Origin of the sequence: Mesorhizobium sp. ESP-6-4 (assembly GCF_020164735.1) — a bacterium.
Taxonomy (GTDB): domain Bacteria; phylum Pseudomonadota; class Alphaproteobacteria; order Rhizobiales; family Rhizobiaceae; genus Mesorhizobium.
In genome coordinates this window covers 184563-211050 of sequence record NZ_JAIUGS010000003.1, presented here as the reverse complement: position 1 = coordinate 211050, position 26488 = coordinate 184563, and the positions used below count along the sequence as shown (strand labels likewise).

At 64.1% G+C, this 26488-nt stretch carries 24 protein-coding genes, 1 tRNA gene and 1 pseudogene; 7 read left to right on the top strand and 19 right to left on the bottom strand.

Features of this window, described 5'->3' with window-relative positions; translation table 11 throughout:
• Positions 1-303: 303 nt before the first annotated feature.
• Both LB523_RS08110 and LB523_RS08105 read left to right on the top strand, forming a co-directional pair.
• A tRNA-Ser gene (locus LB523_RS08110) sits at positions 304-393 on the top strand.
• 284 nt (positions 394-677) lie between these two features.
• On the top strand, positions 678-1094 hold the full coding sequence (locus tag LB523_RS08105) for a hypothetical protein (RefSeq protein ID WP_224602126.1): 417 nt from the start codon (positions 678-680) through the stop codon (positions 1092-1094).
• A gap of 18 nt (positions 1095-1112) precedes the next feature.
• Here the strand turns inward: LB523_RS08105 and LB523_RS08100 are convergent.
• Positions 1113-2245 (bottom strand): annotated as a pseudogene (locus LB523_RS08100) (hypothetical protein).
• 87 nt (positions 2246-2332) lie between these two features.
• Here LB523_RS08100 and LB523_RS08095 point away from each other — a divergent pair.
• Positions 2333-3316, top strand: a complete 984-nt coding sequence (locus LB523_RS08095; RefSeq protein WP_224602122.1) for a DUF1186 domain-containing protein — start codon at positions 2333-2335, stop codon at positions 3314-3316.
• Positions 3317-3532: 216 nt separating this feature from the next.
• Here the strand turns inward: LB523_RS08095 and LB523_RS08090 are convergent, their stop codons facing one another.
• Complete coding sequence (locus LB523_RS08090; protein WP_224602120.1) at positions 3533-4288, bottom strand: MBL fold metallo-hydrolase; 756 nt, start codon at positions 4286-4288, stop codon at positions 3533-3535.
• Between the two features lie 143 nt (positions 4289-4431).
• Here LB523_RS08090 and LB523_RS08085 point away from each other — a divergent pair, with 143 nt between their 5' ends.
• Positions 4432-5004, top strand: coding sequence for a TetR/AcrR family transcriptional regulator (locus LB523_RS08085; protein WP_224602118.1), 573 nt, complete (start codon positions 4432-4434; stop codon positions 5002-5004).
• A 41-nt stretch (positions 5005-5045) separates the two neighbouring features.
• Here LB523_RS08085 and recQ read toward each other — a convergent pair whose 3' ends face one another.
• Entirely contained in the window at positions 5046-6881 is a 1836-nt protein-coding gene (recQ, locus tag LB523_RS08080) for a DNA helicase RecQ (RefSeq protein WP_224602116.1), read from the bottom strand.
• On the bottom strand, positions 6881-8527 hold the full coding sequence (locus LB523_RS08075; protein ID WP_224602114.1) for a hypothetical protein: 1647 nt from the start codon (positions 8525-8527) through the stop codon (positions 6881-6883). Before LB523_RS08075 ends, recQ begins: the two co-directional genes overlap by 1 nt.
• A gap of 454 nt (positions 8528-8981) precedes the next feature.
• Between LB523_RS08075 and LB523_RS08070 the strand changes: the two genes are divergently transcribed.
• Together LB523_RS08070 and LB523_RS08065 are read left to right on the top strand one after the other, a co-directional pair.
• The gene (locus LB523_RS08070) at positions 8982-9608 is read left to right on the top strand and encodes a LysE family translocator (RefSeq protein ID WP_224602112.1); all 627 of its coding nucleotides are present in this window, start codon (positions 8982-8984) and stop codon (positions 9606-9608) included.
• 201 nt (positions 9609-9809) lie between these two features.
• On the top strand, positions 9810-10889 hold the full coding sequence (locus tag LB523_RS08065) for a glycosyltransferase family 9 protein (protein ID WP_224602110.1): 1080 nt from the start codon (positions 9810-9812) through the stop codon (positions 10887-10889).
• Between the two features lie 15 nt (positions 10890-10904).
• Here LB523_RS08065 and LB523_RS08060 read toward each other — a convergent pair whose 3' ends face one another.
• The 8 genes from LB523_RS08060 to uxaC all read right to left on the bottom strand — a co-directional run bounded on the left by LB523_RS08060 (position 10905) and on the right by uxaC (position 18017).
• Positions 10905-11237 (bottom strand): cupin domain-containing protein, encoded by a 333-nt coding sequence (locus tag LB523_RS08060; RefSeq protein ID WP_224602108.1) that lies wholly within the window; start codon positions 11235-11237, stop codon positions 10905-10907.
• 70 nt (positions 11238-11307) lie between these two features.
• Entirely contained in the window at positions 11308-12075 is a 768-nt protein-coding gene (kduD, locus tag LB523_RS08055) for a 2-dehydro-3-deoxy-D-gluconate 5-dehydrogenase KduD (protein ID WP_224602106.1), read from the bottom strand.
• Complete coding sequence (gene kduI, locus LB523_RS08050) at positions 12072-12923, bottom strand: 5-dehydro-4-deoxy-D-glucuronate isomerase (RefSeq protein WP_224602103.1); 852 nt, start codon at positions 12921-12923, stop codon at positions 12072-12074. The genes kduD and kduI overlap by 4 nt, the downstream gene beginning before the upstream one ends.
• A 20-nt stretch (positions 12924-12943) precedes the next feature.
• Positions 12944-13717: a FadR/GntR family transcriptional regulator gene (locus tag LB523_RS08045; RefSeq protein ID WP_095769722.1), complete on the bottom strand. Its 774-nt coding sequence runs from the start codon at positions 13715-13717 to the stop codon at positions 12944-12946.
• 11 nt (positions 13718-13728) lie between these two features.
• Positions 13729-15009: a TRAP transporter large permease gene (locus LB523_RS08040; RefSeq protein ID WP_095769723.1), complete on the bottom strand. Its 1281-nt coding sequence runs from the start codon at positions 15007-15009 to the stop codon at positions 13729-13731.
• Between the two features lie 3 nt (positions 15010-15012).
• A complete protein-coding gene (locus LB523_RS08035; protein WP_411966445.1) occupies positions 15013-15594 on the bottom strand; it encodes a TRAP transporter small permease in 582 nt (193 codons plus the stop codon).
• Positions 15595-15599: 5 nt separating this feature from the next.
• Positions 15600-16577, bottom strand: a complete 978-nt coding sequence (locus tag LB523_RS08030) for a TRAP transporter substrate-binding protein (RefSeq protein WP_224602100.1) — start codon at positions 16575-16577, stop codon at positions 15600-15602.
• A gap of 36 nt (positions 16578-16613) precedes the next feature.
• Complete coding sequence (gene uxaC / locus LB523_RS08025) at positions 16614-18017, bottom strand: glucuronate isomerase (protein WP_224602097.1); 1404 nt, start codon at positions 18015-18017, stop codon at positions 16614-16616.
• A 164-nt stretch (positions 18018-18181) separates the two neighbouring features.
• Here uxaC and LB523_RS08020 point away from each other — a divergent pair, with 164 nt between their 5' ends.
• Positions 18182-19681 (top strand): mannitol dehydrogenase family protein, encoded by a 1500-nt coding sequence (locus LB523_RS08020; protein WP_224602095.1) that lies wholly within the window; start codon positions 18182-18184, stop codon positions 19679-19681.
• 188 nt (positions 19682-19869) lie between these two features.
• Here LB523_RS08020 and LB523_RS08015 read toward each other — a convergent pair whose 3' ends face one another.
• The 7 genes from LB523_RS08015 to LB523_RS07985 form a co-directional block, all read right to left on the bottom strand.
• Positions 19870-20277: a F0F1 ATP synthase subunit epsilon gene (locus LB523_RS08015; RefSeq protein ID WP_224602092.1), complete on the bottom strand. Its 408-nt coding sequence runs from the start codon at positions 20275-20277 to the stop codon at positions 19870-19872.
• A gap of 109 nt (positions 20278-20386) precedes the next feature.
• On the bottom strand, positions 20387-21952 hold the full coding sequence (gene atpD / locus LB523_RS08010; RefSeq protein WP_224602090.1) for a F0F1 ATP synthase subunit beta: 1566 nt from the start codon (positions 21950-21952) through the stop codon (positions 20387-20389).
• Positions 21953-22017: 65 nt separating this feature from the next.
• Complete coding sequence (locus LB523_RS08005; RefSeq protein WP_224602088.1) at positions 22018-22902, bottom strand: F0F1 ATP synthase subunit gamma; 885 nt, start codon at positions 22900-22902, stop codon at positions 22018-22020.
• Positions 22903-22931: 29 nt separating this feature from the next.
• Entirely contained in the window at positions 22932-24461 is a 1530-nt protein-coding gene (gene atpA, locus LB523_RS08000) for a F0F1 ATP synthase subunit alpha (protein ID WP_140684186.1), read from the bottom strand.
• Complete coding sequence (locus LB523_RS07995; protein WP_224602086.1) at positions 24461-25021, bottom strand: F0F1 ATP synthase subunit delta; 561 nt, start codon at positions 25019-25021, stop codon at positions 24461-24463. Before LB523_RS07995 ends, atpA begins: the two co-directional genes overlap by 1 nt.
• A 235-nt stretch (positions 25022-25256) precedes the next feature.
• Positions 25257-25652, bottom strand: a complete 396-nt coding sequence (locus tag LB523_RS07990; RefSeq protein WP_140546140.1) for a DUF4345 family protein — start codon at positions 25650-25652, stop codon at positions 25257-25259.
• Between the two features lie 95 nt (positions 25653-25747).
• The gene (locus LB523_RS07985) at positions 25748-26443 is read right to left on the bottom strand and encodes an aspartate/glutamate racemase family protein (RefSeq protein ID WP_224602083.1); all 696 of its coding nucleotides are present in this window, start codon (positions 26441-26443) and stop codon (positions 25748-25750) included.
• Positions 26444-26488: the final 45 nt, after the last annotated feature.

The following is a 26488-nucleotide window of genomic DNA, read 5'->3' as shown; positions in this document are numbered from 1 at the left end:
GGCCTCGATGAACCGCCTCGGGCGGTTCGGCCGTCTTTTTGTCAGTCTGCGGGTTCAAAAAACAAGCGGCGCGGAAGAGCCTCCACGCCGAATGCGGGCTGTCCCTAACCGAAGGTTGCGCCGGAGTCAAGGCAAGCGGCTTGTCGTTGGAGAGGCCGCGAGCGACGTTGCCGGCAAATATCGGTCCGTCCCGTCGCGATCGCTTTTCGCGCAAGCCGGAAATCGGTGGAATAGGGCCTTGTAACCGGAGCAGTCAGCCGTTATCTAGTGCGCCGCGCCGGCAACGGCCGACCATGACCTCGCGGAGAGGTGGCAGAGTGGTCGAATGCACCGCACTCGAAATGCGGCATACTCGCAAGGGTATCGGGGGTTCGAATCCCTCCCTCTCCGCCATCCTGCTTCGCGCTGCGCGCTTCGCAGGACAGGTCCAACGAATTCCTTTCCGCGCGAAGCAGGATGCCCTCCGAAGCTTTAGCGAAGGAGGGCGGCTCGGAGCTTCCCTGCATCCCCTCACCGCGCCATACCGGCCTGCAGATGAAATCCCGCGGCCCTCGGGTGACAAAAATCCGACCGTGATCGATAATAACATGATCTCACGGGTTGTTGCGTAGAGGGCCACATGCGCTCGGGGGCGAAATCTAACAATGCCCGGTCGCGGCTTCACAACGGGGGACAAGATGATCGCGCGAACAATTGCGGTTGTCCTTGCAATTGCGTTTTCCCTTTCACCGTCGCATGCGCAACCACGGCATCGTTTGCCGAGCGGCTACAAATGGGGCCGCTGCCTGCTGGTCGTTCATGGTGAGACCCGCATCTCTGGAAGATGCTCCTACCAAATCGAGAAGGGCGGCGATTTCAATATCCAGGGGCCCAAGCAGGTTTTTGCAGGCATCGACTATCCCGACACGCATAGCGGGGCCGGTGAAATGTCGAAGGATTACTGGGCGGTTGTCTACAAGGACGGCGATCTTTGGGCAGGCTATGCGAACGCTGACATTCGCGACACGCACGGCGAGGCAGGCGATTGGGGAGAGCTTCGCCGCGAAGGCGCCTGCTATGTCGGCAAGGACGTCAAGGTTTGCCTTTGGCGTTAGCCGGCTCCCTTGCAAGACCTATCCCAGCGCCACCAGGCGTTCGAGGAAGCGCCCCTTCCCTGCGTGGCGCTCCCGGAGCGACTGAAGCCGGAGACGGAAATCCTCGGTGCTGCCTTGTTTTTCGGCAAGCGCCAATAGATCGGAAAGGAGCGCCGCTGCTTTATCGTAGCCGGCGGGGTTGCGCCGTCCGATCTCGGTCTCGGCCTCTTCCCAGACATTTTCACCCCGCTGGCGAAGGACCTCGACCCGGATATCGCGGGCCTTCTCAGCCGCCTCCGCTTGCAGTCGCCGCTGCGCTTCCGCCAGCTCCGCCTCGGCGCGCTTGCGGGAAAGGCGGATTTCTTCGGCCCGCGCCTGCAGATCCGCTGCTGTGTGCAAAGGGCCAGGCGAGATTGTCGTTTCGGGTTCCAGACGTGCCCGAATCGTGGCCCGCAACTCGGCGACATATTCGGCTCGCCATTGAAAACCCGCATGAGCAGACTGGTTTTCTCGACGTCGCTCATCGCCGCGACCACCCGCCGGGCGATATCCGGTGCCGCGCCATCGGGACCCGTTGTCGCGCTTCGCTCAGCTGCCGCCTGGACGAGATCGCGATCGATGCCGAAGAAGGCTGCGAACGCTTCGAGCGCCTCGGTCAGCGGTCCGATTCCCGGCATCGGTTCAGGCTCATCGGGTTCAATCGCGCCCGCTTCGACAGCCATCAACCAAAGTAGGTAGAAAAGCCGAAGATCGCCGGCGAGCAAGTCGGCCCGCAACGGCGCCAAGGCCGAGAGCCAACCTGAGTCGTCGTCCAGGTACTCGAACTCCAACTCGCCGCGCGCGATGCTTATAATGATGTTCTCACCAGCGACCCTGAGCATGACGTCGTCGGTCGCTCCAAGGAAGGCGTCCACGCGATCCCGATCAACCAGCCGAGCCGGCAGCTTGATCATCAGGCGGCGGGAACCCCAATTGGCCCAATAAAGATGAAGATCGAACCAGCGCTCCATGAGCTCGTCCGGATCGCCCTTGAAATCCCCCCACTCGTAGAAATTGGTGAAGCTTGTGGCGGTGATCCGCGCCCGCGATGACAAATCGCGAAGCCCGTGGCGATCCGCGTTGCCAAGGGGACGGTCGACCGCCTGGAATTCATAATATTGGTATTCGCTCATCCTCGCTCTCAGGATTGACACAAGTGTGCGGCTGGGGGATCGGTAGCATACCGCCGGGCCGGGGCTCCATCGACGCGACTGGACGCGATGAAAAAAGAAGATCTGGAAAAGCTGCTTTCCGACGACAGCAGCGACTTCAAACTGTTTCCGATAGACCGCTATCTCCATGCCGTGGCGACTGAACGGCAGGTGCCGGATCTCGCAATCGCGGTCTGCACGATCAGGATAGAAGAATCAGCGCCTGCGCTGCGCATGGTCCTTGAACGCGCCGCCAACGGACAGCCTTTGTCGGACGATGAAGAGATGCTGCTCTTCAGGGGCGTGTATATCCTCGGCGGCGCCCGCGACACCCAGGCATGCCAAGCTTTGCTGCGTCTGCTGCGCCGCCCTGGGAAGGAAGCCGACCGGCTGCTTGGCGACGCCATAACCGAAACCTTGTCGCGCATCATCGTAGGCGTATTCGACGGCGACGCCGGCGCGCTGTTCGACATCATTGCCGAACGCTCCGGCGACGAATTCATCCGCGATGCGGCGTTTGGCGCGGTGACCTTTTTGACCTGGGAAGGTCGCATCGAGCGCGACCGGACAAGGGATTTCGTGGAACGGTTTTACAGGGAGAGGCTGGCCGACGACTGGGATTACGTGTGGGTCGGCTGGCTGCAAGCCATCGCGATGCTTGCCTTGCGAGACCTCGTTCCGCTTGCCTACAGCGCTTGGGATGAGGGCCTGATCCCCGAAGATGCGCTTGAACGCAGTGATTTCGAAAGCGACCTGCGGGAAGCCGAGCAGCAACCGGGCGACATCGGCCGGTTCGATCGCGCCAGTCTGAGTTACATCGAGGATGTCCTTGTGGCGCTGGATTGGACCCGCGGCCTTGACGATGACGACGACTTCGAGTTCGGCGACGACGAATTCGATCTTGAGGAGGACGAGGATGGGCAAGCCTCACGGCTGGACCTGGCCTTCACCAGCGTCACACCGGCCACCAACCCTTGGCGCGACGTCGGGCGCAACGATCCGTGCCCTTGTGGAAGCGGCAAGAAATTCAAGAAATGTTGCCTTGCCAGCTGATTGGCGATCCTTCGCGAAGATGGCCTCCGAAGCCTTGGCGAAGGAGGCCGCTCATTCATTTCAGGTTACGCATTCGCGCGGCGCCCTTCGCAGGACTGACATCCTGAGCCCGAAGCAGGATGCGGCATAGGAAGCCGGCGTTCGGGCAGGTGCACCCCTGACGGCCGCAAACGCCGGTGATCCGGCAGTCCGTCTTTGTGCCCTCTACGGGCGCGCTCATGCTGCCAGCCTCTGCATGGCTTCGGCCATCTGAGCCGAGACACGGCGGTCGTAGTCCTCGGCAAGCGCCCGCAGGGCCGCAGCCCCGTCGCCGGAAAATGACGGGCCGTGCATGAGCGCCAGAGTGCGTGGCGCGAGCTTGGCAAGCTCGCGGATGGTCGTGCCCATGCCGGGATTGAGTGCCGAATATTTGAACAGATCCTCGGCGGCGATCGCCGGGCCGACAACATCGCCGTCGGTCAGCGCGCGGTCGTTGCCGAGTTGGGTGAACAGATCGCCGCAGAGCAGGGTGCCGGTCGATTCCTCGTACATGACGCCGGCGTCCCAACCATGCGGCGTGTGCGGTGTATCGATGAAGCGCACGCGCTTGCCGCCGCCGATGTCGATCACCTCGCGATCCTTCAGCACCCGCGGCGCACGATCCGCGAAATCGTTGAGCGACACGTAGACGCCTGTCTGTCCGTGCGCGGCCGTTGCTTGCGGCGCAACGGTGAGCCATTCGTTCATGGCGCCGCATTCGTCGGATTCGAAATGGCCAAATCCAATCCAGCGAAGACGCTCCGGGGGGATAATGCGGGCAAGCGCGTCGCGGTTGAGCGCGAACATCTTCCGCAGACCGGTGTGGAACATGAGCGGCTCATCGCCCATGACCAGGAACTGGTTGAAGGTGAAGCCGACGGGCGGAGCGATGTCCGATACATAGGTCGATAGGCGGTAGATGCCCTCGGCGATTTCGTCGATTTTCGTTTCCATGGAATCTCCTCCAAAACAATGGTTGCGTTCCCTCTCCCGGTTGATCCCGGGCTGGACTTCGATCAAAATCGAAGTACATATGTGTGTAGCGAAATATTAGAACCCTGTCAACAATGGGTGCACACTCATGTGCATTTAAATACATGACCCGCAAATACACCCTTAAACGCCGTGCCGAGCAGCAGGCCGAAACCCGGCGGCGCATCGTCGAAGCTGCGATCGACCTGCACGGGAGCGTTGGCCCCGCAGCAACGACCTTCAGCTTGGTCGCCGAGCGTGCCGGCGTTCAGCGACACACGCTCTACGCCCACTTCCCCGACGAGCGCAGCCTGCTGCAGGCCTGCTCGAGCACGCACATCGAGACGCATCCGCTGCCGAGCCCGGAGCCGTGGCGAGTTGTGGCCGACCCAGGCGAACGGATGCGGATCGCGCTGCTGGCGCTCTACGAATGGTACGGGCGCAATGAAAGCGTGGTGGCCAGCGTGTTGCGCGACGCCGAACATCACCCGCCAACCCGGGAGGCTGTCGAGACGAGCATCGGCCCGTATTTCGCGACCTGCCAGGGGGTGCTCGGCGAAGGCCTTGGCGGCAGCCAGCGAGCGTTGCTACGGGTGGCGCTGAGCTTCTTCACCTGGCGCACGCTGGTGCGCGAAGCTGGCCTGCAGCCCGTTGAAGCCGTAAACACCATGGTTCGGGCCGTCCAAGGCGTGGGTTAAGCGGCAGACTCCGGCGGCAGTAGGCTGAGATGTGCGTGTTGTCAGCTTTCTGACGGGTGCGCCGCGATCGCACTCAAGAACGCCTCCCCGAACTCCTTGAGCTTCGCTGCACCCACGCCGTTCACCTCGGCGAAGTCGTCGAGGTCGCGCGGACGGCGCTCGGCCATGTCGATCAGCGTGCGGTCGGAAAACACCACATAGGCCGGCACCTGGCGTTCCTTGGCGAGCCGCAGCCGCAGCGTCTTGAGCGCGGCCAGCAAGGAAGTGTCCACGCCTTCGCCCGTGGCAGAGTCTTGCGCGGCACGCTTCCTGCCGCGCGCCAGACGGTCCCGGCCTTCGACACGATACTCGAACGCAACCTCGCCGCGGCCGAGCGCGCGGCCGCTTTCCGAGATGGCGAGGCCGCCATGGCCGTCGGGATCCGGCACCAGGAAGCCGCCGGCGACAAGTTGCCGGATGAGCGACAGCCAGACCGGCTTCCGGTGCATGATGCCGGTCCTGAAGCTGGCGAGCTGCTGATGGCCTCTGGCCAGTACCTTTTCGGTCTCGTGGCCGAGCAGGATATCGATGACATGGGCGGCGCCGAAGCGCTCGCCGCTTTGTGCGACGGCCGCGAGGATGATCCGCGCCTCCGCCCCGCCATCGGCGCGCGGCGCCTGGTCGAGGCAGTTGTCGCAATTGCCGCAGGCTTGCGCCTCCTCGCCGAAATAGCCGAGCAGCACCTGGCGCCGGCACTGCGCCGTCTCGCAATAGCCGATCAGCGTGTCGAGCCGGCGATGCGCCCGTCTTTTGTGCTCGGGCGAGGTATCCTCGTCGTCGATGAACATCCGGCGCGTGCGGATGTCGCCGGCGCCGTAGAGCATATGCGCTTCCGCCGCCCGGCCGTCGCGACCGGCGCGGCCGATCTCCTGGTAATAGGCCTCTAGGCTGCCGGGCAGATCGGTGTGGAAGACATAGGCGACGTCGGGCTTGTCGATGCCCATGCCGAAGGCGATGGTCGCCACCATGGCGACGCCCGACAGGCTCATGAAGGTGTTTTGGTTCGCCTCCCGCGCCTCCTTGCTCATGCCGGCATGGTAGGCGAGCGCGCGCACGCCATTCTTCTCCAGGAAAGCCGCCATTTCTTCCGTCTTGCGGCGCGACAGGCAATAGATGATGCCGCTCTTGCCCTGGTGACGCTCGATGAAGCGCAGCAGCTGGCGCTTGCTGTCCTGCTTGGGCTCTATCGCCAGCTTGATATTGGGCCGGTCGAAGCCCAGCACCAGGGTTTCGGCGCGCCCGGCAAACAGCCGCGCTTCGATGTCGGCGCGCGTGGCCTCGTCCGCCGTCGCCGTCAGCGCGATGATGGGCACCTGCGGAAACACGCCGCGCAATTGCGACAGGTCTTCATATTCGCGCCGGAAGGCTGGTCCCCATTGCGAGATGCAATGCGCCTCGTCGATGGCGATCAGGCCGACATCGAGCCGGGACAGGGCTTCGAGCATCCGCTCCGTCATCAGCCGCTCCGGCGCCATATAGAGCAGCCGCGTCTGCCCGGACGCCACGCGGCGCCAGGCAGCGACATTGGCGTCGCGGTCGAGCGAGGAATTGATGGTGTCGGCGGCCACACCGGCAAGGCGCAAGGCGGCGACCTGGTCCTGCATCAGCGCCACCAGCGGCGACACCACGATGGTAAGCCCGCCTTTGACCAGCGCCGGAACCTGATAGCAGAGCGATTTGCCGGCGCCTGTCGGCATCACCGCCAGCACATGCCGCCCGGACAGCAACGCCTCGATCACGGTCGCTTGCCCGGGGCGAAAATCGTCGAAGCCGAACACATCCTTCAGGACGCGCCGCTTGTGATCCTCGGCCCGGATGCTCACTGCCTGCGCCGGCATCACCGCGCCGTTCCCGCGTTCAAGGTGTAGGCCGGCATTTCGTAGCCGAATTCGTGGCAGAAGCTCTCCACGCGGGCGAGGAACGCCGCTGGCAGGCTATGCAGATAGGTCTGGAATTCTTCATTGCGCTCCCATTTTCTCAACGACGTCGGCCGTATCGGATTGTCCGCATCGCGGCTGTAAAGCGTGACCGGTGACAGACCGAACGACCGGGCGATCCTGCCCTGGACAATATCGGGTTCGGCGATCAATTCCTCATAGCGCAGATAGAAAACGGCTCTTTCGGGTTGAGCCTTTCTAAGGCGCGTCAACCCGTCATACTCCGCCTCCCAGCGCTCGGTCGTTACGTGAAAACGCCGTTCGTTCACCGTCTCTGGATGGGAGCTTGTGAGCACGTCGAAAGGATGCCGCACGCAATAGATCAATCCGACCGAGCCAGGCAGATGCTCGATGTCCTTATGGCTCTCATAGGTGCGTTTGACGACCAGATTGACTTCGGGCCGATCCAGTTCGAGCAGCGCCTGATACGGCGCTTCGTCCCTATGAACATAGATATCGTCGAAACACGCCATCAAACGACGGCTTAGCGTGGTTCCGCTGCGAGCACAGCCGGCAATGAAGATTCTTTTGCGAAACGTCATTGCAGAGGGCAGCCGGGGCGCAGCCTTGCGCAATCGCCAGAACAGTCGTCTTGCGCCACGGCGCAGAGTGGTCGCCGGCATCCGGGCTGCTTTGCCAGGAACGTCCCTCGACGTGATCTCGGCCAAGGCGATGCCGCTCTCTCCGGCAACGGCGTAGAGCAGCCAGGTGCGGCCTCTCTCCTCGAAAATCGCAGGATCGCGCAACGCGTTCTCCGCGCCTTCGGCCGGCCCGTCCCGGCTGGGGCAAACCGGCAGGCCCGCGCCTTCGAAGTCCGTCTGCGGCCGCAGCAGTTCGGTCTCGCCTTTGACCGTCCAGCCTCTCCAGTCCTCGGCGAGATCGATCGTGCCGTGAAGTATCCGTTCCGGCGCGTCGCCCCTGCGCGTGTAAAAGACCCGCAGCCAGCGACCGGATTTCTGCAGTGCAAGATGCCGCGGGGTGGGAAGATGCTTCATGCCGGACAGAACGACCGCACCCCGTTCGAAATCGGAGATGCCGGTCCTGGAGCGGAAGACGGTGATGGCTTCTGTCCCGAGAAGACCGTACCACCACTGATCGTGGCGAAAGAACCGGGCATAGGAAGGCCCGAGCGGCTCGGAAAGCGGATTGAAATGAAGGCCGTCACCGGATGTCGCGGCAAAGGTCGTCTGGCCTTCTCCGCCTTTTGCCGGTCCGTGAAAATACATAACGAAGCGGCGATTCCGCTGATCGACATGAACGTCGGGAGACGCGATGTGGCCTTTGATGAACGGACATTGAGCGAGGGACAGTACCCCGCCGGAATGGATGCGCCACGGGCCTTCGATCGAATCGGCGTAGGCGAGGCGGATATAGGAACCCCCGTGGTCGGCGAAATAGAGATAGTAGGCGCCCAGCCGCCCCGGCGCCCAGTCCGGCATACCGATCAGCGACGGCCCGTTGATGTTGATCCCATCGCCGCCGGGCAACATTTCCGGCGTCACGATAAGCCCAACCCGGCGCGCGGTGAGAATGGGTGGCGCGATCATGCGGCAGGCTGCTTCCGGTCGCCGATTCCATCCTGGCGACAAGCGCGCCTGTCGTGGAGCCTGCACGTTCCAGCCCGGCTTCGCCGGGTCTCACATGTCGCTTGCTCTTCCAAGCTAGCCCCCTTGATCTTGCCGCCGCCTGGGGCAGGCGCCTTGGCTCGATTGCCGATCCGGCATCGTTCGGCCTTGTCGTTTCGATACAACGACGTGCATTGAAACGAAAGGTCAAAGCAATGCCGCGGTCCATTCCCGGCGGCTTCGAACGACAGGGCTGTGGGATAGGGGTGCGCTTGCGACTAAATCATCGAAGCGTGGAAGGCCGTCACGACATTCCGCTCGAATCGCTGCGACCGCCGACTTCGCCGCCCGAGAGTTCCCCCGGCCCGTTCTGCGGTGCTATAACGCCGAGCCGCTCCGAATAAAGAGCGGCGCCCGACGCAAAAGGAGCCTTGGCATGATCGATCCCGCGACGCTCGTCACCTACATCGCGGTCGTGTTCGGCTTCGTCTTCATCCCGGGGCCGGCGACGCTGCTCACGGTCGCGCGGGCGACGAGCTCGGGCACGAAGGTCGGCATCGCCACCGGCGCCGGTGTCGCTGCGGGTGACGTCATCCACACCATCATGGCCATCGTCGGCATCTCGGCCGTCATCGCCGCTTCGGCGATGCTGTTCAGCATCGTCAAATATATCGGCGCGGCCTATCTCGTTTATCTCGGCATCCGCGCCATTTTCGAAAAGGCGCCGGCAGACCTGGCGGCCACGACGCTCCCCATTTCCGCGGGCCGGGCCTTCCGGCAGGCGATCCTGACCGAAGTGCTCAATCCGAAGACCGCGCTGTTCTTCCTGGCCTTCCTGCCGCAATTCGTGCACCCGCAAGGTGGTTTCGTGGTGCTGCAGCTGATGCAGCTTGGCATCATCTTTGTTCTGCTCGGGCTCTTCAGCACGGCCGTCTTCGCCGTCAGTGCGGGCGGCCTGGGTTCCTTGCTGCGCCGCAATCCGACGGTGCTGAAATGGCAGGGCAAGGTGGTCGGCGGCATATATTGCGCGCTCGGCATACGCCTGGCGCTGCAGCAGCGCTGAAACGCTTCACCCGGCGGCGCCGGTCCCAGGCAGGCATGTCATAGCTGAATTCGCGACAGAAGGCCCGCATGGCCGGCGTCGGCGGAGTGACGAGATCGCGCTTTCTTTATAAAAGAAACCAAGCATATTCTTGCAGAACTCAGCCGGGGGCTTGCTGATATTATTCTTCCGCAGTCGTCCTGCTTCTCCGACACCACAGCAATGGAATCCGTTTTCGCCATGGATTCGTCCGCGCCCGTGCTGATCTTCTATGCCCGCAACGACGCGCTTGGCGACGGCCTGCTGCGGATTCCGGCCCTGCGGGCGGCGAGGACGGCCTTTCCGCAAAGCCGTGTCGTCTACGGCGCCATGCGCGGCTCATCGCTCTCGCATGCGTTGCACAAGCATGTCGCGCATCTCGTCGACGATTTCAGGACGAAGACGCCGCTTTCAGCCATCCTCGCCGAATTCGCGCCGCGCGGCCGCAAAGCCATCGTCGTCGATCTGCGCACCGGCGTGCCGGGCCTCATCCTCACGGCTCTTCGACTTGCCGGCCGGGGCATCCGCTACGAAGCCAACTTTGCCGGCCATCTTCTGTCGCTGCGCTGGGGCACGCGGTTGACGCTGCGGCCGGAACACAATGCCTGGCGCTACCACCGGCTGGTCGAGCGCCTGGCGGGGCGGCATCTGCCTTTCGATCACAGGCTCGATGTGCCGGACGCCGCGCGGGCTCTGGCGCGCCAGCTGCGCGGCGGTTGCGGCCGTCCGCTCGTCCTGCTTGGCGGCAATGCCCAGGGCAGGAAGTGCATGAGCGAAGATCAGGTGGTGACCGTTGCCGGCAATCTCATCGATGCCGGCTACCGGGTGCTGTATCTGGCGACCCCCGGCAGCGGACCGGCGCCACCGGCGCTCCTCGCAAGGGAAGGCCGCCTCCAGGTGGCCGGTCCAGAACTGGCGCCGGACATTGCAAGCTTCGACGATGTCCTGCTTGCGCTGGGCGAGACGGCGGTCGCCTATATCGGCATGGAGGGCGGACTGGCGCATCTGATGGCCGCCGTCATGACGCCGGCGGTGATCGTCAACAACGGCGCCAATATGGAGCGCTGGCGCCCCCTTTCAAACGCGGTCGAAGTCGTCACGGCGCCAAGGCGAGGTCGTTCGGCCTATGTCGCCGACGCGCCGGTCGAGGCCATACTCGAAGCCGCGCATCGCCTGCTCGCGGCAGGCCGCCGCGATCACATCGCGGTCGCAGCGGTTCCGGAAAGGTGTGAAACCGCTCCGGTGCAGTTCGGCGCTCGGTAGAACCGCCGACCTGTCCTAGCCGAGGAAATCGGCCCGGCAAGGCGCAAAGCTGTCGACCAGCCGCCCGGCCTCCAGCGCCTTGACGCCATGCACGAGATTGGACGGCACGATGAAGCTGCTGCCTGTTTCGAGGATCTCCGATCGGCCGTCGACAGTGACCTCGAAGCGACCCTCGGCGACATAGCTTGCCTGGACGTGGGGATGCGAATGCAGCGCGCCGACGCCACCCTTGTCGAAGGCGAACTCGACCATCATCAATTCATCGGTATGCACCAGCACGCGCCGGCTGTTGCCGTCCGGCGTCGGCTCCCAGGCTTTTTCGCCCGCATGCGAAAAGATATCGGTCATCGCTCAGCTTCCGTTCGGCTTGTAAAGCAAATCCAGGCAAGGTCCGGCGCGGTTTTCCGGCGGGAGACGGTCACCGCGCCAGCCAGCCGCCATCGACCGGCACCACCGCGCCATGCATATAGTCCGACGCCCGCGCCAGCAGGAACACGGCTGCGTCGCCTATATCGTCGGGCCGGCCCCAGCGCGCCGCGGGGATGCGCCCGAGGATGGCGGCGCTGCGGTCCGGGTCGGCGCGCAGCGCCTCGGTGTTGTTGGTCTCGATATAGCCCGGCGCGATGCCGTTGACGTTGATGCCTTTCGCCGCCCATTCGCAGGCGAGCAGCCTTGTGAGGCCGAGCACGCCGTGCTTCGAGGCCGTATAGGAGGCAACGCGGATGCCGCCCTGGAAACTCAGCACCGACGCGATGTTGACGACCTTGCCGCGCCGTCCGGGTTCCGCCAGCACGCGCCTGGCAAAGCTCTGGCACAGGCGAAAGACCGTCTTCAAATTGATGTCCATCACCTCGTCCCAGTCGGCTTCGCTCAGCTCGACCGCATCGGCGCGACGGATGATGCCGGCATTGTTGACGAGGCCGTCGAGCCGGCCGCTCTCGTCCCAGACCCGGTCTAACATCGCGGCCGCCTCGGCCGGGTCGCCGAGATCGGCCTTCACCGCTTCGAAGCTGCCGCCCGCGGCCGCGACTTTCGCGGCGGTGTCATCCATCGCCGAACGGCCGACGCCGACGACCAGGCCGCCGGCGCGCGCGATCGACACGGCGATGCCTTGCCCGATGCCGGTGTTGGCGCCGGTGACCAGGATGCGCTTACCCGTGAGGCTGAAGGCGGAAAGATCGCTCACCGCAATTGATCCATCGCCACCTGGTCGACGTCGGTATAGTCGACATTGTCTCCGGCCATCGCCCAGATGAAGGCGTAGTTGGATGTGCCGGCACCCGAATGGATCGACCAGCCCGGCGACAGCACCGCCTCCTCGCTGCACATGACGATGTGGCGCGTCTCGTCTGGTTCGCCCATGAAGTGGAAGACGCGCTGCCCTTCCGGCAGATTGAAGTAGAGATAGGCTTCCATGCGCCTGTCATGCACATGGCAGGGCATGGTGTTCCACACCGAGCCTGGCGCGAGCTGTGTGATGCCGACGACGAGCTGGCAGGTCTTGACGCCGTCGGCGTGGATGAACTGGAAGATCGAGCGTTCGTTGCTGGTCGCCTGGCTGCCGAGATCGATCCGCCTGGCGTCGCCGATGCGGATTAACTGGCTGGGATAGGTCCAATGCGCCGGTGCGCTAAGCAGGTAGAATTTTGCCGGCTTGTCGGGCTCCGCCGAGGCGAACGACACCTGCTCAGCGCCCATGCCGAGATAGACCATGTCGCGCGCCGCCAATTCGTAAGCCATGCCGTCGGCCGTGACGGTGCCGGCGCCGCCGATGTTGACGGCGATCAGTTCGCGGCGGTCGAGGAAAGCCTTGGTTCCGGTCGGTTTGATCGCCTCGAGCGGCAGGGTCTTGTCGACAGGCATGGCGCCGCCGACGATCATGCGGTCGTAATGCGTGTAGGTCAGGCTTACGAGGCCCGGCTGGAAAAGCCCCTCGACGTGGAAATGGTGGCGCAACTCGTCTGTTCCCATGGCCGCGGCGGTGATGGGATCGATGGCGAAGCGCGAGGAAAATTCGGTGTGTGTATGGTCCATTTCTAGGCCTTGTCTGATGGTCACTCGGTCGATGCGGCTTTCAGCGAATTGGCATAATAGGCCTGTCTGGCCTGCAGCCGCTCGCGGTAGCGCTGCTGGCTGCGGGTCAGATGCGTGCGCATCGCCTCGCGCGCGGCCTCGGCATCGCCCGCCGAGATCGCATTGAGGATGACGAGATGCTCGCGCTGCAGGCCGCGCTGGTACTCGTCCGACTGGACGAGCTCTGTCGACCAGGGCGACGTCACGTCGCAAGGAATGGCGCGGCGTCCCAGCACATCGAGCATCTCGACATAGAACGGGTTGTTGGTGGCGCTGGCGATCGCGCGGTGGAAGGCGAGGTCGGCCGGGCCGGTCGGCTGGCTGGCGAGCAGCAGCCGCTCGAACTCGAAGAAGGCCTCCTGGATCGCGGCCTCCTGGGCGGCGTTGCGGCGGATGGCGGCCAGGCCCGCCGATTCGATCTCGATCGCGAGGCGGACCTCGAGCACGTTGAGCGCGACCGAATCCTTGGCTCCCATGTCGGCGGCCAAAACGCCGAAGGTGGTCGAGATGTGCTCACTGACGAAGACGCCGGCGCCTTGCCGCGCTTCGACCAGGCCGTCGGCGGCAAGCTTGGCCAGCGCCTCGCGGATGACCGTGCGGCTGACGCCGAAAGTCTCCGTCAGCTGACCTTCGGTTGGCAGCTTCTGTCCGGGCGGAACCTCGCCTGCCAAGAGCTGCTTGCGGATCGCCGCGACCACGGTCTCCGACAGTTTCGGTTTGCGTTCGACCCTGAGGTCGGCAACTGTTTGGGACACGTGGTGCCCTCCTAGTGAAACAGGCTCGGCAGCCACAATGAGATTTCCGGTATGTAGGTGACAAGCATCAGCACCACGAAGGCCGCTCCATAGAACGGCCAGATCGAGCGCATTGCCGTCCAGATGGGAATGCGGCCGATGGCGCAACTGACGAACAGCACCGCGCCGACCGGCGGTGTGCAAAGGCCGATGCCGAGATTGAGGATCAGGATGACGCCGAAATGCACGGGATCGACGCCATAGGCCATGACCACCGGCAGGAAGATCGGCGTGGTGATGATGATGAGCGGCGACATATCCATGAATGTGCCGAGGATGAGCAGGACGACATTGATCAGAAGCAGTATGACCAGCTTGTTGTCGGACACGGACTGCAAAAACGCGACAAGCGCTGCCGGAACCCGAAGATAGGCCAGCAGCCAGCCGAAGGCCGCGGCGCAGCCGATGATCATCAGCACCATCGCTGTCGTGCGCACCGCCGCTGTCGTCGCGGTGACGAAATCGTTCCAGCTCATCGACCGGTAGATGATCAACGTCACCAGGAAAGCATAGACGATGGCAATGCAGGAGCTTTCGGTGGCGGTGAAGATGCCGGAGCGGACGCCGCCAAAGATGATGCCGATCAGGATCAGCCCGGGAATGGCGGCGACAAGCAGTTGCAAGGCCCGGCCGAAACCGGCAAAAGGTTCCGTCGGATAGCCGCGCCGGCTTGCCACCAGATAGGCGGTGACCATCAGCGACAGGGCCAGCAGCAGCCCCGGCAGAACCCCGGCGGTGAACAGATCCGCTATCGAGATGCGGCCGCCGGCCGAGATCGAATAGATGATCATGTTGTGCGACGGCGGGATCAGCAGCGCAATGATGGCGCCGACGGAGGTGATGTTGACGGCATAGTCGATGCCGTAGCCGCGCGCCTTCATCTGCGGGATCATCAGCCCGCCGACCGCTGAGGCATCGGCCACCGCCGAACCGGAAATTCCGCCGAACATGGTCGACGCGGCAATGTTCACTTGACCCAGGCCGCCGCGCAGATGGCCGACCAGGGACCCGGCCAATGCCACCAGGCGGGCGGCGATGCCGCCGCGAACCATAAGGTCGCCGGCGAAGATGAAGAACGGGATGGCCATCAGCGAAAAGACGCTGACGCCGGAATTGAGCCGCTGGAACACCACGACCGGTGGCAGGCCGATCGTGAGGATCGTCGCGAAGCTGGCGATGCCGAGGCAGAACGCGATCGGCGTGCCGATAACCAGCAGGAAGACGAAAGTGCCGAAAAGCACGATCAGCGCCATGGTTCAGAGCTCCTCGCCGGTCGCGTAGATGTCGGCATCGACCGGCAGCCCGGCAAAGCGCCCCGCTAGCCGCTCGAGTGAAAACAGGCAGACCAGCGCGCCTCCCAGGATGACCGGCAGGAAGCTGACGCCGCCGGGCAAGGCGAGCGACGGCATCACCGTGTTCCAGGTCAACCTGGCGAGCTGCACGCCATAGACGACCATGCCGGCGCCGAAGGCCAGCACGACGAGATCGGAAATGCTGCGCAGCACCGCCTTGGCCGAGGCAGGCAAGACATAGAGCAGCACGTCGAAGCCGAGATGCGTGCGCTCGCGCACGCCGACGGCGGCGCCGAGAAAGATGAACCAGCCCATCAGCAGCACGGATGAGGATTCGGTCCAGCTCGGCGAGCGGTTCAGCATGTAGCGCGAGAAGACCTGCCAGAAGATGATGACGGTCATCAGCGTCAACCCGGTGCCGCTGACCCATAAGGCCAACCGCGCAAGCCCGGAAAGGGCGCGTTCCACCCGCAGCCAGAACCCCTTCGGACCCGCCCCGCTGGATGGCAGCACGGAAGCCTCCGTGCCACCGGGCCCGTTGCTCATCCCGGTCATTTCGTCGCCTGGATACGGGCGGCGAGGTCCTTGAGCTCGGGCGTCGACAGATATTTGTCGTAGACCGGCTTCATGGCGTCGATCAGCGGCTGCTTGTCGATCTCGCTGATCTTGACGCCGGCTTTCTCGACGATGTCGCGCGACTTCTTCTCCTGCGCGTCCCACAGCTCGCGCATCTTGACGACACTGTCCTTGGCCGCCTGGCGCACGATCGCCTGGTCTTCCGGCGCCAGCTTGTCCCAGCTTGCCTTCGACATCACCAGCACCTCCGGCACGATCTGGTGCTGATCCAGCGTGTAGTGCTTGGCGACCTCGTAATGCTTGGCGGATTCGAAGCTCGGCCAGTTGTTCTCGGCGCCGTCGATGACGCCGGTCTGCAGCGCCGAATAGACCTCGCCATAGGCCATCGGCGTGGCGTTGGCGCCGAGCGCATTGACCATGTCGACAAAGACGTCCGACTGGATGACGCGGAACTTCATGCCCTTCATATCTGCCATCGAGGCGATGTCCTTCTTGGTGTTGTAGAAGGAGCGCGCGCCGGAATCGTAGAAGGCGAGTCCGACAAGGTCATGCGCCTCGAACGCCTTCAGGATCTGGTCGCCGATCGGCCCGTCCATGACATGGCGCATATGCTCGACCGAGCGGAAGATGTAGGGCAACGACGGCACGGCGGTTTCCGGCACGATGCCGTTGAATGGCCCCATGGAGACGCGATCGAGGTCGACGACGCCGGCCTGGGTCTGCTCGATCGTATCCTTTTCCTCGCCGAGTTGCGCCGAATGATAGACCTCGATCGAATAGCGCCCGTTGCTGCGCTGCTTGACCAGCTCGCCCATATATTTGACCGCCTCGACTGTCGGATAGCCGTCCGGATGGGTGTCCGAAGAGCGGAGGACGGTTTCGGCCTGCGCGGCTCCGATCATCAAGGACCCGATGGCGAATGTCGCCGCCAGCAATCTCGAAATACGCAACATGTCTTTCCTCCCTTCAAAAATCACGAATATTCCGGCTCAGAGTCGGTACGCCTTCTTGGCAAGCGAGTAGGCAAGCTCCCGCGCCAGCTCATGCGCCTCCTCCTCCCGGAGGCGATGCTCGGCGACCAGCCGCGCCAGAAAGGCGCAGTCGACACGCCGCGCCACGTCGTGGCGCGCCGGGATCGACGGGAAGGCGCGCGTGTCGTCATTGAAGCCGACGGTGTTGTAGAAGCCCGCCGTCTCGGTGGTCATCTCGCGGAAGCGGCGCATGCCTTCCGGGCTGTCGTGGAACCACCAAGCCGGCCCGAGCTTGAGCGCCGGATAGACGCCGGCGAGCGGCGCCAGCTCGCGCGCATAGCTCGTCTCGTCGAGCGTGAACAGGATGATCGTGAGGTCGCGCTCCAGCCCGACGCAATCGAGCAGCGGCTTCAGCGCCGACACATAATCGGTCCGCGTCGGGATATCGAAGCCCTTGTCGCGGCCGAATTTCCGGAAAATGGAAGGCGAATGATTGCGCCATGATCCAGGATGGATCTGCATCGCCAGGCCGTCGTCACGGCTCATCTTGGCCATCTCGGTCAGCATCTGGGCTCGGAACAGTTTTCGCTCGCGCTCATCCTCGGAGCCGCGCCGGATGCGGTTGAACAGCTCCTGCGCCGCCGCGTCGGAGAGATTGGCGGTCTCGGCCGTCGGATGACCGTGATCGGACGAGGTCGCGCCGAACTCCTTGAAATAGGCGCGGCGCTTTCGATGCGCCTCGAGATAGCCGGACCAGCTGCCGGTGTTGCATCCGGTGATCTCGCCGAGCCTATCCAGATTGGCCGCGAAGCCCTCGAAATCGGGATCGACGACGGCGTCCGGCCGATACGCGGTGACGACGCGGCCCTTCCAGCCGCTGTCGCGGATCGTCCGGTGCCATTTGAGGTCGTCGAGCGCGCCTTCGGTCGTCGCGATCACCTCGATGTTGAAGCGTTCGAACAGCGCGCGCGGCCGATAGTCGTCGCGTTGCAGCAGCGCGGCGATCGTGTCGTAGATGCGGTCGGCGCTGGCTGCGGTAAGCGGCTCCCTGATGTCGAACAGATGCTCGAACACATGATCGAGCCACAGCCGTGTGGGCGTGCCGCGGAAGAGATAATAATGCTCGGCGAAGCGCCGCCAGATCGCCGGGCCGTCGGTTTCGACGGGTGCGCCGTCGAGCGTCGGGACGCCGAGTTCCTCCAGCCGCACGCCTTGGCTGAACAGCATGCGGAAAATGTAATGGTCCGGCACGATCAAGAGCTGCGCCGGGTCGGAAAACGGTTCGTTGAGCGCGTACCAGCGCGGGTCGGTGTGGCCGTGCGGACTGACGACCGGCAGGTCCTTCACACCCGCGTAAAGGGCGCGCGCCAATGATCGCGTTTCCGGCGCGAACAGCAGGTCCGGATCGGTCAATACGGCCACGCAGCTCCTCCCAGGCTTCGCTATTGGTAGATCGGCCAGAGATAATGTCAACATACAAATATTATGCGGTTGTATGATGACTTTCGAAAGGAACGTGGCCATTGTGCACGGCGACAGCGGGTGTTACGTCGCTGCCGTCGTTTTCCGATCGGAGACCAGCTTCCATGAACGGCCGTCTGTCCAACGCCACCCTTGCGGAGCTGCCGGCCGAAGTTCTGGTGCCTCGCTATGACCGCAAGTCTGTCGCGCCCGGCATCGTCCATCTTGGCGTCGGCGCCTTTCACCGTGCCCATCAGGCCGCCTATGTCGATGCCTGTCTGGCGCATGGCGAGAGCGATTGGGGCATCATCGGCGTCTCGCTGCGCAGCCCCGACACGCGCGATGCGCTCAAGCCGCAGGACGGGCTCTACACGCTGGCAATCCGCGACAGCGCCGGCGAACAGTTGCAGGTCATCGGCTCAATCCAATCCTTGCTCGTCGCTCCGGAGGGCCCGGGCGCTGTGCTCGCCGCGCTCACCGATCCGCGCATCCGCATCGTCACGCTCACCATCACCGAAAAGGCCTATCTCAGGGCAGCCGACGGCACGCTCGACAGCGCGCACCCCGAAATTGTCCACGACCTCGCCAACCCCGGATCGCCGAAGACGGCGCATGGATTTCTCGCCGAGTCGCTCGCGCGCCGCCGCGCCGCCGGCACGCCGCCCTTCACGGTGCTCTGCTGCGACAACCTGCCGGCCAACGGCGCCACATTGCACCGGCTGATGGTCGAGTTCGCCGAGTTGCGAGACAGCCGCGAAGGCGATGCCCACCTCGCGCGTCACATCGCCGACGAAGTGGCGTTTCCATCTTCCATGGTCGATCGCATCGTGCCGGCGACTACGGACGCCGATCGCGTCCGCATCGCTGGCGAGCTCAGCATCGATGACGCGTGGCCGGTGATGACCGAGCCGTTCTGCCAATGGGTGATCGAGGACCGCTTTCCCGCCGGGCGGCCGGCCTGGGAGAAATTCGGCGTCACCATGGTCGAGGATGTCGGCCCCTTCGAGGACATGAAGCTGAGGCTGCTCAACGGCGCGCATTCCGGCATTGCCTATCTTGGCCTGCTCAGCGGCCACGCCACCGTCGACCGCGCCTTTGCCGATCCGTCGATCCGGCAGTTCGTCGATTGGCTCTGGGCCGAGGCCATTCCAACCCTGCCGCAGGAGGCCGGGCTCGACACAAGCGCCTATACGGCCGAGCTCGCCGAACGTTTTTCCAACACCGCGCTCGCCCACCGCACTGCGCAGATCGCCAATGACGGCAGCCAGAAGCTGCCGCAACGCATCGTCGCCTCAGCCCTCGCCCGGCTGGAGGCCGGCTTGCTGCCAGAACATCTGTCGCTGGTTGTCGCCGCCTGGATCGCCGCCTGCGCCGCGCGCGGTAGGACTTTGCCCGAGGGCCACTTCACCGATCCACTTGATGCCGCCCTCGGCGACCTGTTCGGCCGCAATCTGCCGACGGCAGAAATGACGGCGGCGGTGTTCGATCTGGCCGGCTTTGCCAAGGGTCACTCGGAACGGCAGAAATTGATCGAATTTGTCGCCACCCACCTCGTCCATTTCAAGCAGGGCGGTCCGGAGCTGGCTCTTGCCGCGCTCGGCAACAAGAGTGGAACGGCTGGATAGCGTTTGTGCCCGGCATGGCTCGACGGTGCGCCGGGACGGCTTCACTGTTTGCCGGCCGACCCGTTCACCACCTGCAGCGCGGGCATGATCGACCCCATTCGCATTCGGGACTGTTTCGCAAACGGAAAGCACCAACAAAAAAGGCGGGGCAAGCCCCACCTTTCTCAATCGCTTGTCGGCAGCCGACTTCAGGCCGGCAGCAGCGCGCCTTCCAGCGTGGTGAGCTGGCTGAGGAACTGCTCCGCCTTGCTGCGGCTCTCGTCGTCCTTTGCGTCGGCCGCGTCTTCCTTGGCCTCCTGGATGCGACGCGCGAGGTCCGCACGGTCGATGTCGTTCACATGCACCGCCGATTCGGCGAGCAGCGTGCAGCCGGACGGCAGGATGTCGGCGAAACCGCCGAACACGACATAGCGGTCTTCCTTGCCGCTGGCCGCCTTCACCGTGACGACGCCGGGCTTGATGGTGGTCATGACCGGCGCGTGCTGCGCCATCACCGTCATCTCGCCTTCGGCGCCCGGAATGACGACCGAGTCGACCTGCTCGGAGACGAGCAGCCGCTCCGGCGAGACCAGTTCGAACTTGAAAGCTTCAGCCATGTAAACCTTAGCAGGTAGGGAATAGTGAGTAGTCAGTAGTGAAGGGACGCAACCGCCCGGATCACACCGCTATTCTCTACTCACTACTCACTACTCCCTATTCGCTTTCTTATGCCGCTTCAGCCGCCAGGCGCTGCGCCTTCTCGACCGCTTCGTCGATGCCGCCGACCATGTAGAAGGCGGCTTCCGGCAGGTGGTCGTAGTCGCCGGCGCAAAGGCCCTTGAAGCCCTTGATGGTGTCGGCGAGGTCGACCAGCTTGCCCGGCGATCCCGTGAACACTTCGGCGACGAAGAACGGCTGCGACAGGAAGCGCTCGATCTTGCGGGCGCGGGCAACCGTCTGCTTGTCCTCTTCCGAAAGCTCGTCCATGCCAAGGATGGCGATGATGTCCTGCAGCGACTTGTAGCGCTGAAGGATCGACTGCACCTGGCGGGCAACCTGATAGTGCTCCTCGCCGACGACCATCGGGTCGAGCATGCGCGAGGTGGAATCCAGCGGATCGACGGCCGGATAGATGCCCTTTTCCGAGATCGCGCGGTTGAGCACGGTCGTGGCGTCGAGGTGGGCGAAGGAGGTCGCCGGCGCCGGGTCGGTCAAGTCGTCGGCCGGCACGTAGATCGCCTGCACCGAGGTGATCGAGCCCTTGGTCGTGGTCGTGATGCGTTCCTGCAGCGCGCCCATGTCGGTGGCCAGAGTCGGCTGGTAGCCCACGGCGGAAGGAATGCGGCCGAGCAGCGCCGACACTTCCGAACCCGCCTGGGTGAAGCGGAAGATGTTGTCGACGAAGAACAGCACGTCCTGGCCCTGGTCGCGGAAATATTCGGCGACGGTGAGGCCGGTCAGGCCGACGCGGGCGCGCGCGCCCGGCGGTTCGTTCATCTGGCCGTAGACGAGCGCGGCCTTGGAGCCGGCACCGCCGCCCTTCTTGTTGACGCCCGATTCGATAAACTCATGATAGAGGTCGTTGCCTTCGCGGGTGCGCTCGCCGACGCCGGCGAACACCGAGAAACCGCCATGCGCCTTGGCAACGTTGTTGATCAGCTCCTGGATCAGCACGGTCTTGCCGACGCCGGCGCCGCCGAACAGGCCGATCTTGCCGCCGCGGGCATAAGGCGCGAGCAGGTCGAGAACCTTGATGCCGGTGACCAGGATCTGCGCTTCCGTCGACTGGTCGACATAGGCCGGAGCAGGCTGGTGGATGGCGCGCATTTCGACGCCGTCGACCGGGCCTTCCTCGTCGACCGGCTCGCCGATGACGTTGATGATGCGGCCGAGCATGCCGGGACCCACTGGAACCGAGATCGGCGCGCCGGTGTCATAGACCTCCTGGCCGCGGACCAGGCCTTCGGTCGAGTCCATGGCGATGCAGCGCACAGTGTTCTCGCCGAGATGCTGGGCCACCTCGAGCACCAGGCGGTTGCCGACATTGTCGGTTTCCAGCGCGTTCAGAATGGCCGGCAGGTGATCCTCGAACTGCACGTCGACGACGGCGCCGATGACCTGGCGGACCTTGCCGGCGGCGCCGACGCGCTTGGCCGCAACGCTGGCTGCGGAAGCCGCGGCCTTGGCCGGAGCGGCCGCCTTCTTCGCCGGAGCGGCGGCTGCCGGGGCCTTCGCCGCCTTGGGGGCCGGTGCCGCCTTGGCGGCGGTCTTCGGGGTAGCTGCTTTCGCCATCGTCTTTGCCCTTTTCGTCTATCCGTTGTTCACGCCGCTGGCCGGGTGTCCCGCGCGGGGCGTGATTAGAGCGCCTCGGCGCCCGAAATGATCTCGATCAGTTCCTTGGTGATCTGCGCCTGCCGCTGGCGGTTGTAGGTGATCGACAGCTTGTTGATCATGTCGCCGGCGTTGCGCGTCGCATTGTCCATCGCGCTCATCTTGGCGCCCATCTCGCCGGCCGCGTTCTCCAGCAGCGCGCGGAAGATCTGCACGGCGATGTTGCGCGGAATGAGGTCGGAGAGGATCTCGCCCGGCTCCGGCTCGTATTCGTAGACGGCATTGCCGCCATTGGTAGCCTCGGGAGCGGTCGACCCGGCGGCCGCCGGAATGATCTGCTGCGCCGTCGGAATTTGGCTGATCACCGACTTGAACTGCGAATAGAACAGCGTGCAGATGTCGAAGCCGCCATCGTTGAAGAGATGGATGACCTTGCGCGCGATCGCATCGGCGTTGGCGAAGCCGAGAGTCTTCACCTCGCGCAGGTCGACACGCTCGAGGATCATCGAAGCGTATTCGCGGCGCAGGATGTCATAGCCTTTCTTGCCGACGCAGATGATCTTCACCTGCTTGCCGTCGGCCAGCAGCCTGCGGATGTGGTCGCGGGCGAGGCGGGCGATCTGCGAGTTGAAGCCGCCGCACAGGCCGCGCTCAGCCGTGCACACGATGAGCAGATGCACATCGTCCCTGCCGGTGCCCGTCATCAGCGCCGGGGCATCGCCGCCGCCGCCGATCGCCTGGGTGATGTTGGCCAGGACCGCGCCCATGCGCTCGGAATAGGGTCTGGCTGCTTCCGCCGCTTCCTGCGCGCGACGCAGCTTCGCCGCGGCGACCATCTGCATCGCCTTGGTGATCTTCTGCGTCGCCTTGACCGAGGCGATACGGTTACGAAGGTCTTTTAACGAAGCCATGCTTCAAACCTGATCCCGTCCAGCTTCGTTCAAGCGAAGGTCTTGGCGAAGGCGTCGATCTCGGCCTTGAGCTTGGCGCGCAAATCGTCCGACAGCGCCTTCTCCTTGCGAATGCCGTCGAGCACGTCCTTGCCGGCCGAGCGCATATGGCTGAGCAGCCCATGCTCGAACTTGCCGACCTGGTTCAGCGGCAGCTTGTCGAGATAGCCGTTGACGCCGGCGAAGATCACCGCGACCTGTTCCTCGACCTTGAGAGGCGAGAATTGCGGCTGCTTGAGCAGCTCGGTCAGGCGCGAACCGCGATTGAGCAGACGCTGCGTTGCCGCGTCGAGGTCAGAGCCGAACTGCGCGAAGGCAGCCATTTCGCGATACTGCGCGAGTTCGCCCTTGATGGAGCCGGCGACCTGCTTCATCGCCTTGATCTGCGCCGAGGAGCCGACGCGCGACACCGACAGGCCGACGTTCACCGCCGGACGGATGCCCTGGAAGAACAGGTTGGTTTCGAGGAAGATCTGGCCGTCGGTGATCGAGATCACGTTGGTCGGGATGTAGGCCGACACGTCGTTGGCCTGCGTCTCGATGATCGGCAGCGCGGTCAGCGACCCGTTGCCGTTGTCGTCATTAAGCTTGGCGGCGCGCTCGAGCAGGCGCGAGTGCAGGTAGAAGACGTCGCCCGGATAGGCTTCGCGGCCCGGCGGGCGGCGCAGCAAGAGCGACATCTGGCGGTAGGCGACGGCCTGCTTCGACAGATCGTCATAGCTGATCAGCGCATGCATGCCGTTGTCGCGGAAATATTCGCCCATGGTGCAGGCGGTGAACGGCGCCAGGAACTGCATCGGCGCCGGATCGGACGCGGTGGCGGCGACGATGATCGAATATTCGAGCGCGCCGCGCTCTTCCAGCACCTTGACGAACTGCGCGACGGTCGAGCGCTTCTGGCCGACGGCGACGTAGACGCAGTAGAGCTTTTCCTTCTCGGGGCCGTTGTCGTGCACCGACTTCTGGTTCAGCATCGTGTCGAGGATGATGGCGGTCTTGCCGGTCTGGCGGTCGCCGATGACCAGCTCGCGCTGGCCGCGGCCGACCGGGATCAGCGCATCGATGGCCTTGAGGCCGGTCGACATCGGCTCATGCACCGACTTGCGAGGGATGATGCCGGGCGCCTTGACGTCGACACGCTTGCGTTCGGTCGCCTTGATCGGGCCCTTGCCATCGATCGGATTGCCCAGCGCGTCGACGACGCGGCCGAGCAGGCCCATGCCGACAGGCGCGTCGACGATGGCGCCGGTGCGCTTGACGGTGTCGCCTTCCTTGATGTCGCGGTCGGCACCGAAGATGACGACGCCGACATTGTCGGCTTCGAGGTTCAGCGCCATGCCGCGGATGCCGCCGGGGAATTCGACCATCTCGCCGGCCTGGACGTTGTCGAGGCCGTAGACGCGGGCGATGCCGTCACCGACGGACAGAACCTGGCCGACTTCGGAGACCTCGGCCTCCTTGCCGAAATTCTTGATCTGGTCTTTCAGAATTGCGGAAATTTCCGCGGCGCGGATGTCCATCAGCCGACCTCTTTCAGTGCAAGCTTGAGCGAATTGAGTTTGGTTTTGAGCGACGTATCGATCTGGCGCGAGCCCATCTTGACGATCAGGCCGCCGAGCAGTGACGGATCGACGGTCATGGCAATGGCCACATCCTTGCCGGCGATGCTCTTCAGCGTCGCCTTGAGCTCGGCCTGCTGCGCATCCGTCAGCGCATGCGCCGAGGTGACCTCGGCCGATGCCTCGCCGCGATGGTCGGCTGCGATCTGGCGAAATGCCTTGATCATGCCGGGTACCGCGAACAGGCGGCGGTTCTTGGCGACGACGCGCAGGAAATTGCCCACCAGGCCGGTGATCTGGGCCTTGTCGGCGATGGCGGCGATGGCCCTTGCCTGGTCCTCGCCGGAAAACACCGGGCTGTTGATCAGCCGCGCGAGATCGTCGCTGCTGTTGAGCATTGCTTCGAAGCTGGCGAGGTCGGCCTCGACCTTGGCGACTGAATTGTCCTGCAGCGCAAGCTCGAATAGCGAGCCTGCATAGCGTTCGGCGACAGCTGAGATTGGCGATGACGATTGGGCCACGGACCGTCTTTTCTCTTGTCTGACAGGCCGCAGATTGTTGGCGCGAGCGAAAACTCTGGCTAAATCTTTGACCTTACTGCATTTTTCCAAGCACGGAGGCGCGGCTTCCGCTATCCCCGGTCGAAAGTCGATTGCCGTCTAGCACAGGCTTTTTAAGACCGCAATGCATCGTCCGGCATGGTTTTCAGGCACTTTTGTCGCATCAGGCGGCTGGCGCCGATCCCAAGCGCCGGATTCACGGTACAAAGCCGAAGGCAAAGGCCAGCGGCAGCGCCGCCAGCGCCAATTCAACCACGATCGACACCCAGTTGAAAGGGGTGTTGGCGCCGTCCGACATCATCGACAGAAGCCGGCCGAAGGCGGTGAACAGCCAAGAGAAGCCCAGCGCCATGTAAAGCAGCGGCTGCGCCAGAAGAATGCAGCACAGGCTGACGCCGAGATAAAAGCCCGACATGCGGCCGCGTCCCTCGGCGATCGCCGCCGCTTTCTCGGGCCTCGGCTGCAGGCGCAGCGCGCGAAACGCAAGCCCCGGCGCCAGGAACAGGAATAGGCCGAGCGCCAAGGTCACGACGGCGCTCGACCAGGCCAGCCACTCACCCTGGCTGGCGGGCCACGGAAACGCGAAGTCCATAAAATCCCCCTCTTATTTCTTGTTCTGAAACAGCGGCATTCTAGCCAGGGAATGAAGGCGCGCCAGAGGACGGCGGGCACATTAGGTACAGCGCATCAGGCGAGCGCGAAATCGACCGCGGCCGCGGCATGGATGCGCGTCGTGTCGAAGACCGGAATGTCGAAATCGCCCTGGCCGATCAACATGGTGATCTCGGTGCATCCCATGAGGACGCCGTCCACCCGGTCAACGCGCCGCATCCGGCCGATCTCGTCGAGATAGGCGGACTTCGATTCGGGCCTGACGATGCCCTGGCAGAGCTCGTCATAGATCACCCGATGCACCATGTCGCGGCCGGCCTGGTCGGGCACGATCGGCTGCAGGCCGTATTTCTCCGCGAGCCGTCCCTTGTAGAAATCCTGCTCCATGGTGAAGCGCGTTGCCAGCAGCGCCGGCCGCTTCACGCCGCCATCGACGACAGCCTGCGCCGCGGCGTCGGCGATGTGGATGAGCGGGATAGATATCGCCGACTGCACCGCGTCGGCGAGCTTGTGCATGGTGTTGGTGCAGATCACCAGGCCCTCGGCGCCGCCCGCCTCCAGCTTGCGCGCGGCTTCCACCAGAAGAGCGCCGGCGCCTTCCCAGTCGCCGGCATGCTGGCGTTCGGCGATCTCGGCGAAATCGAACGACCACAACAGCAGCTTAGCCGAATGCAGCCCGCCCAGCCGCTCGCGCAGGATCTCGTTGAGCAGGCGGTAATAGATCGCCGTCGATTCCCAACTCATGCCGCCGAGAAGGCCAAGGGTTTTCATCTGGACTTGCTCCCTTCCTATATAATCTCTATATTGTGACTACAC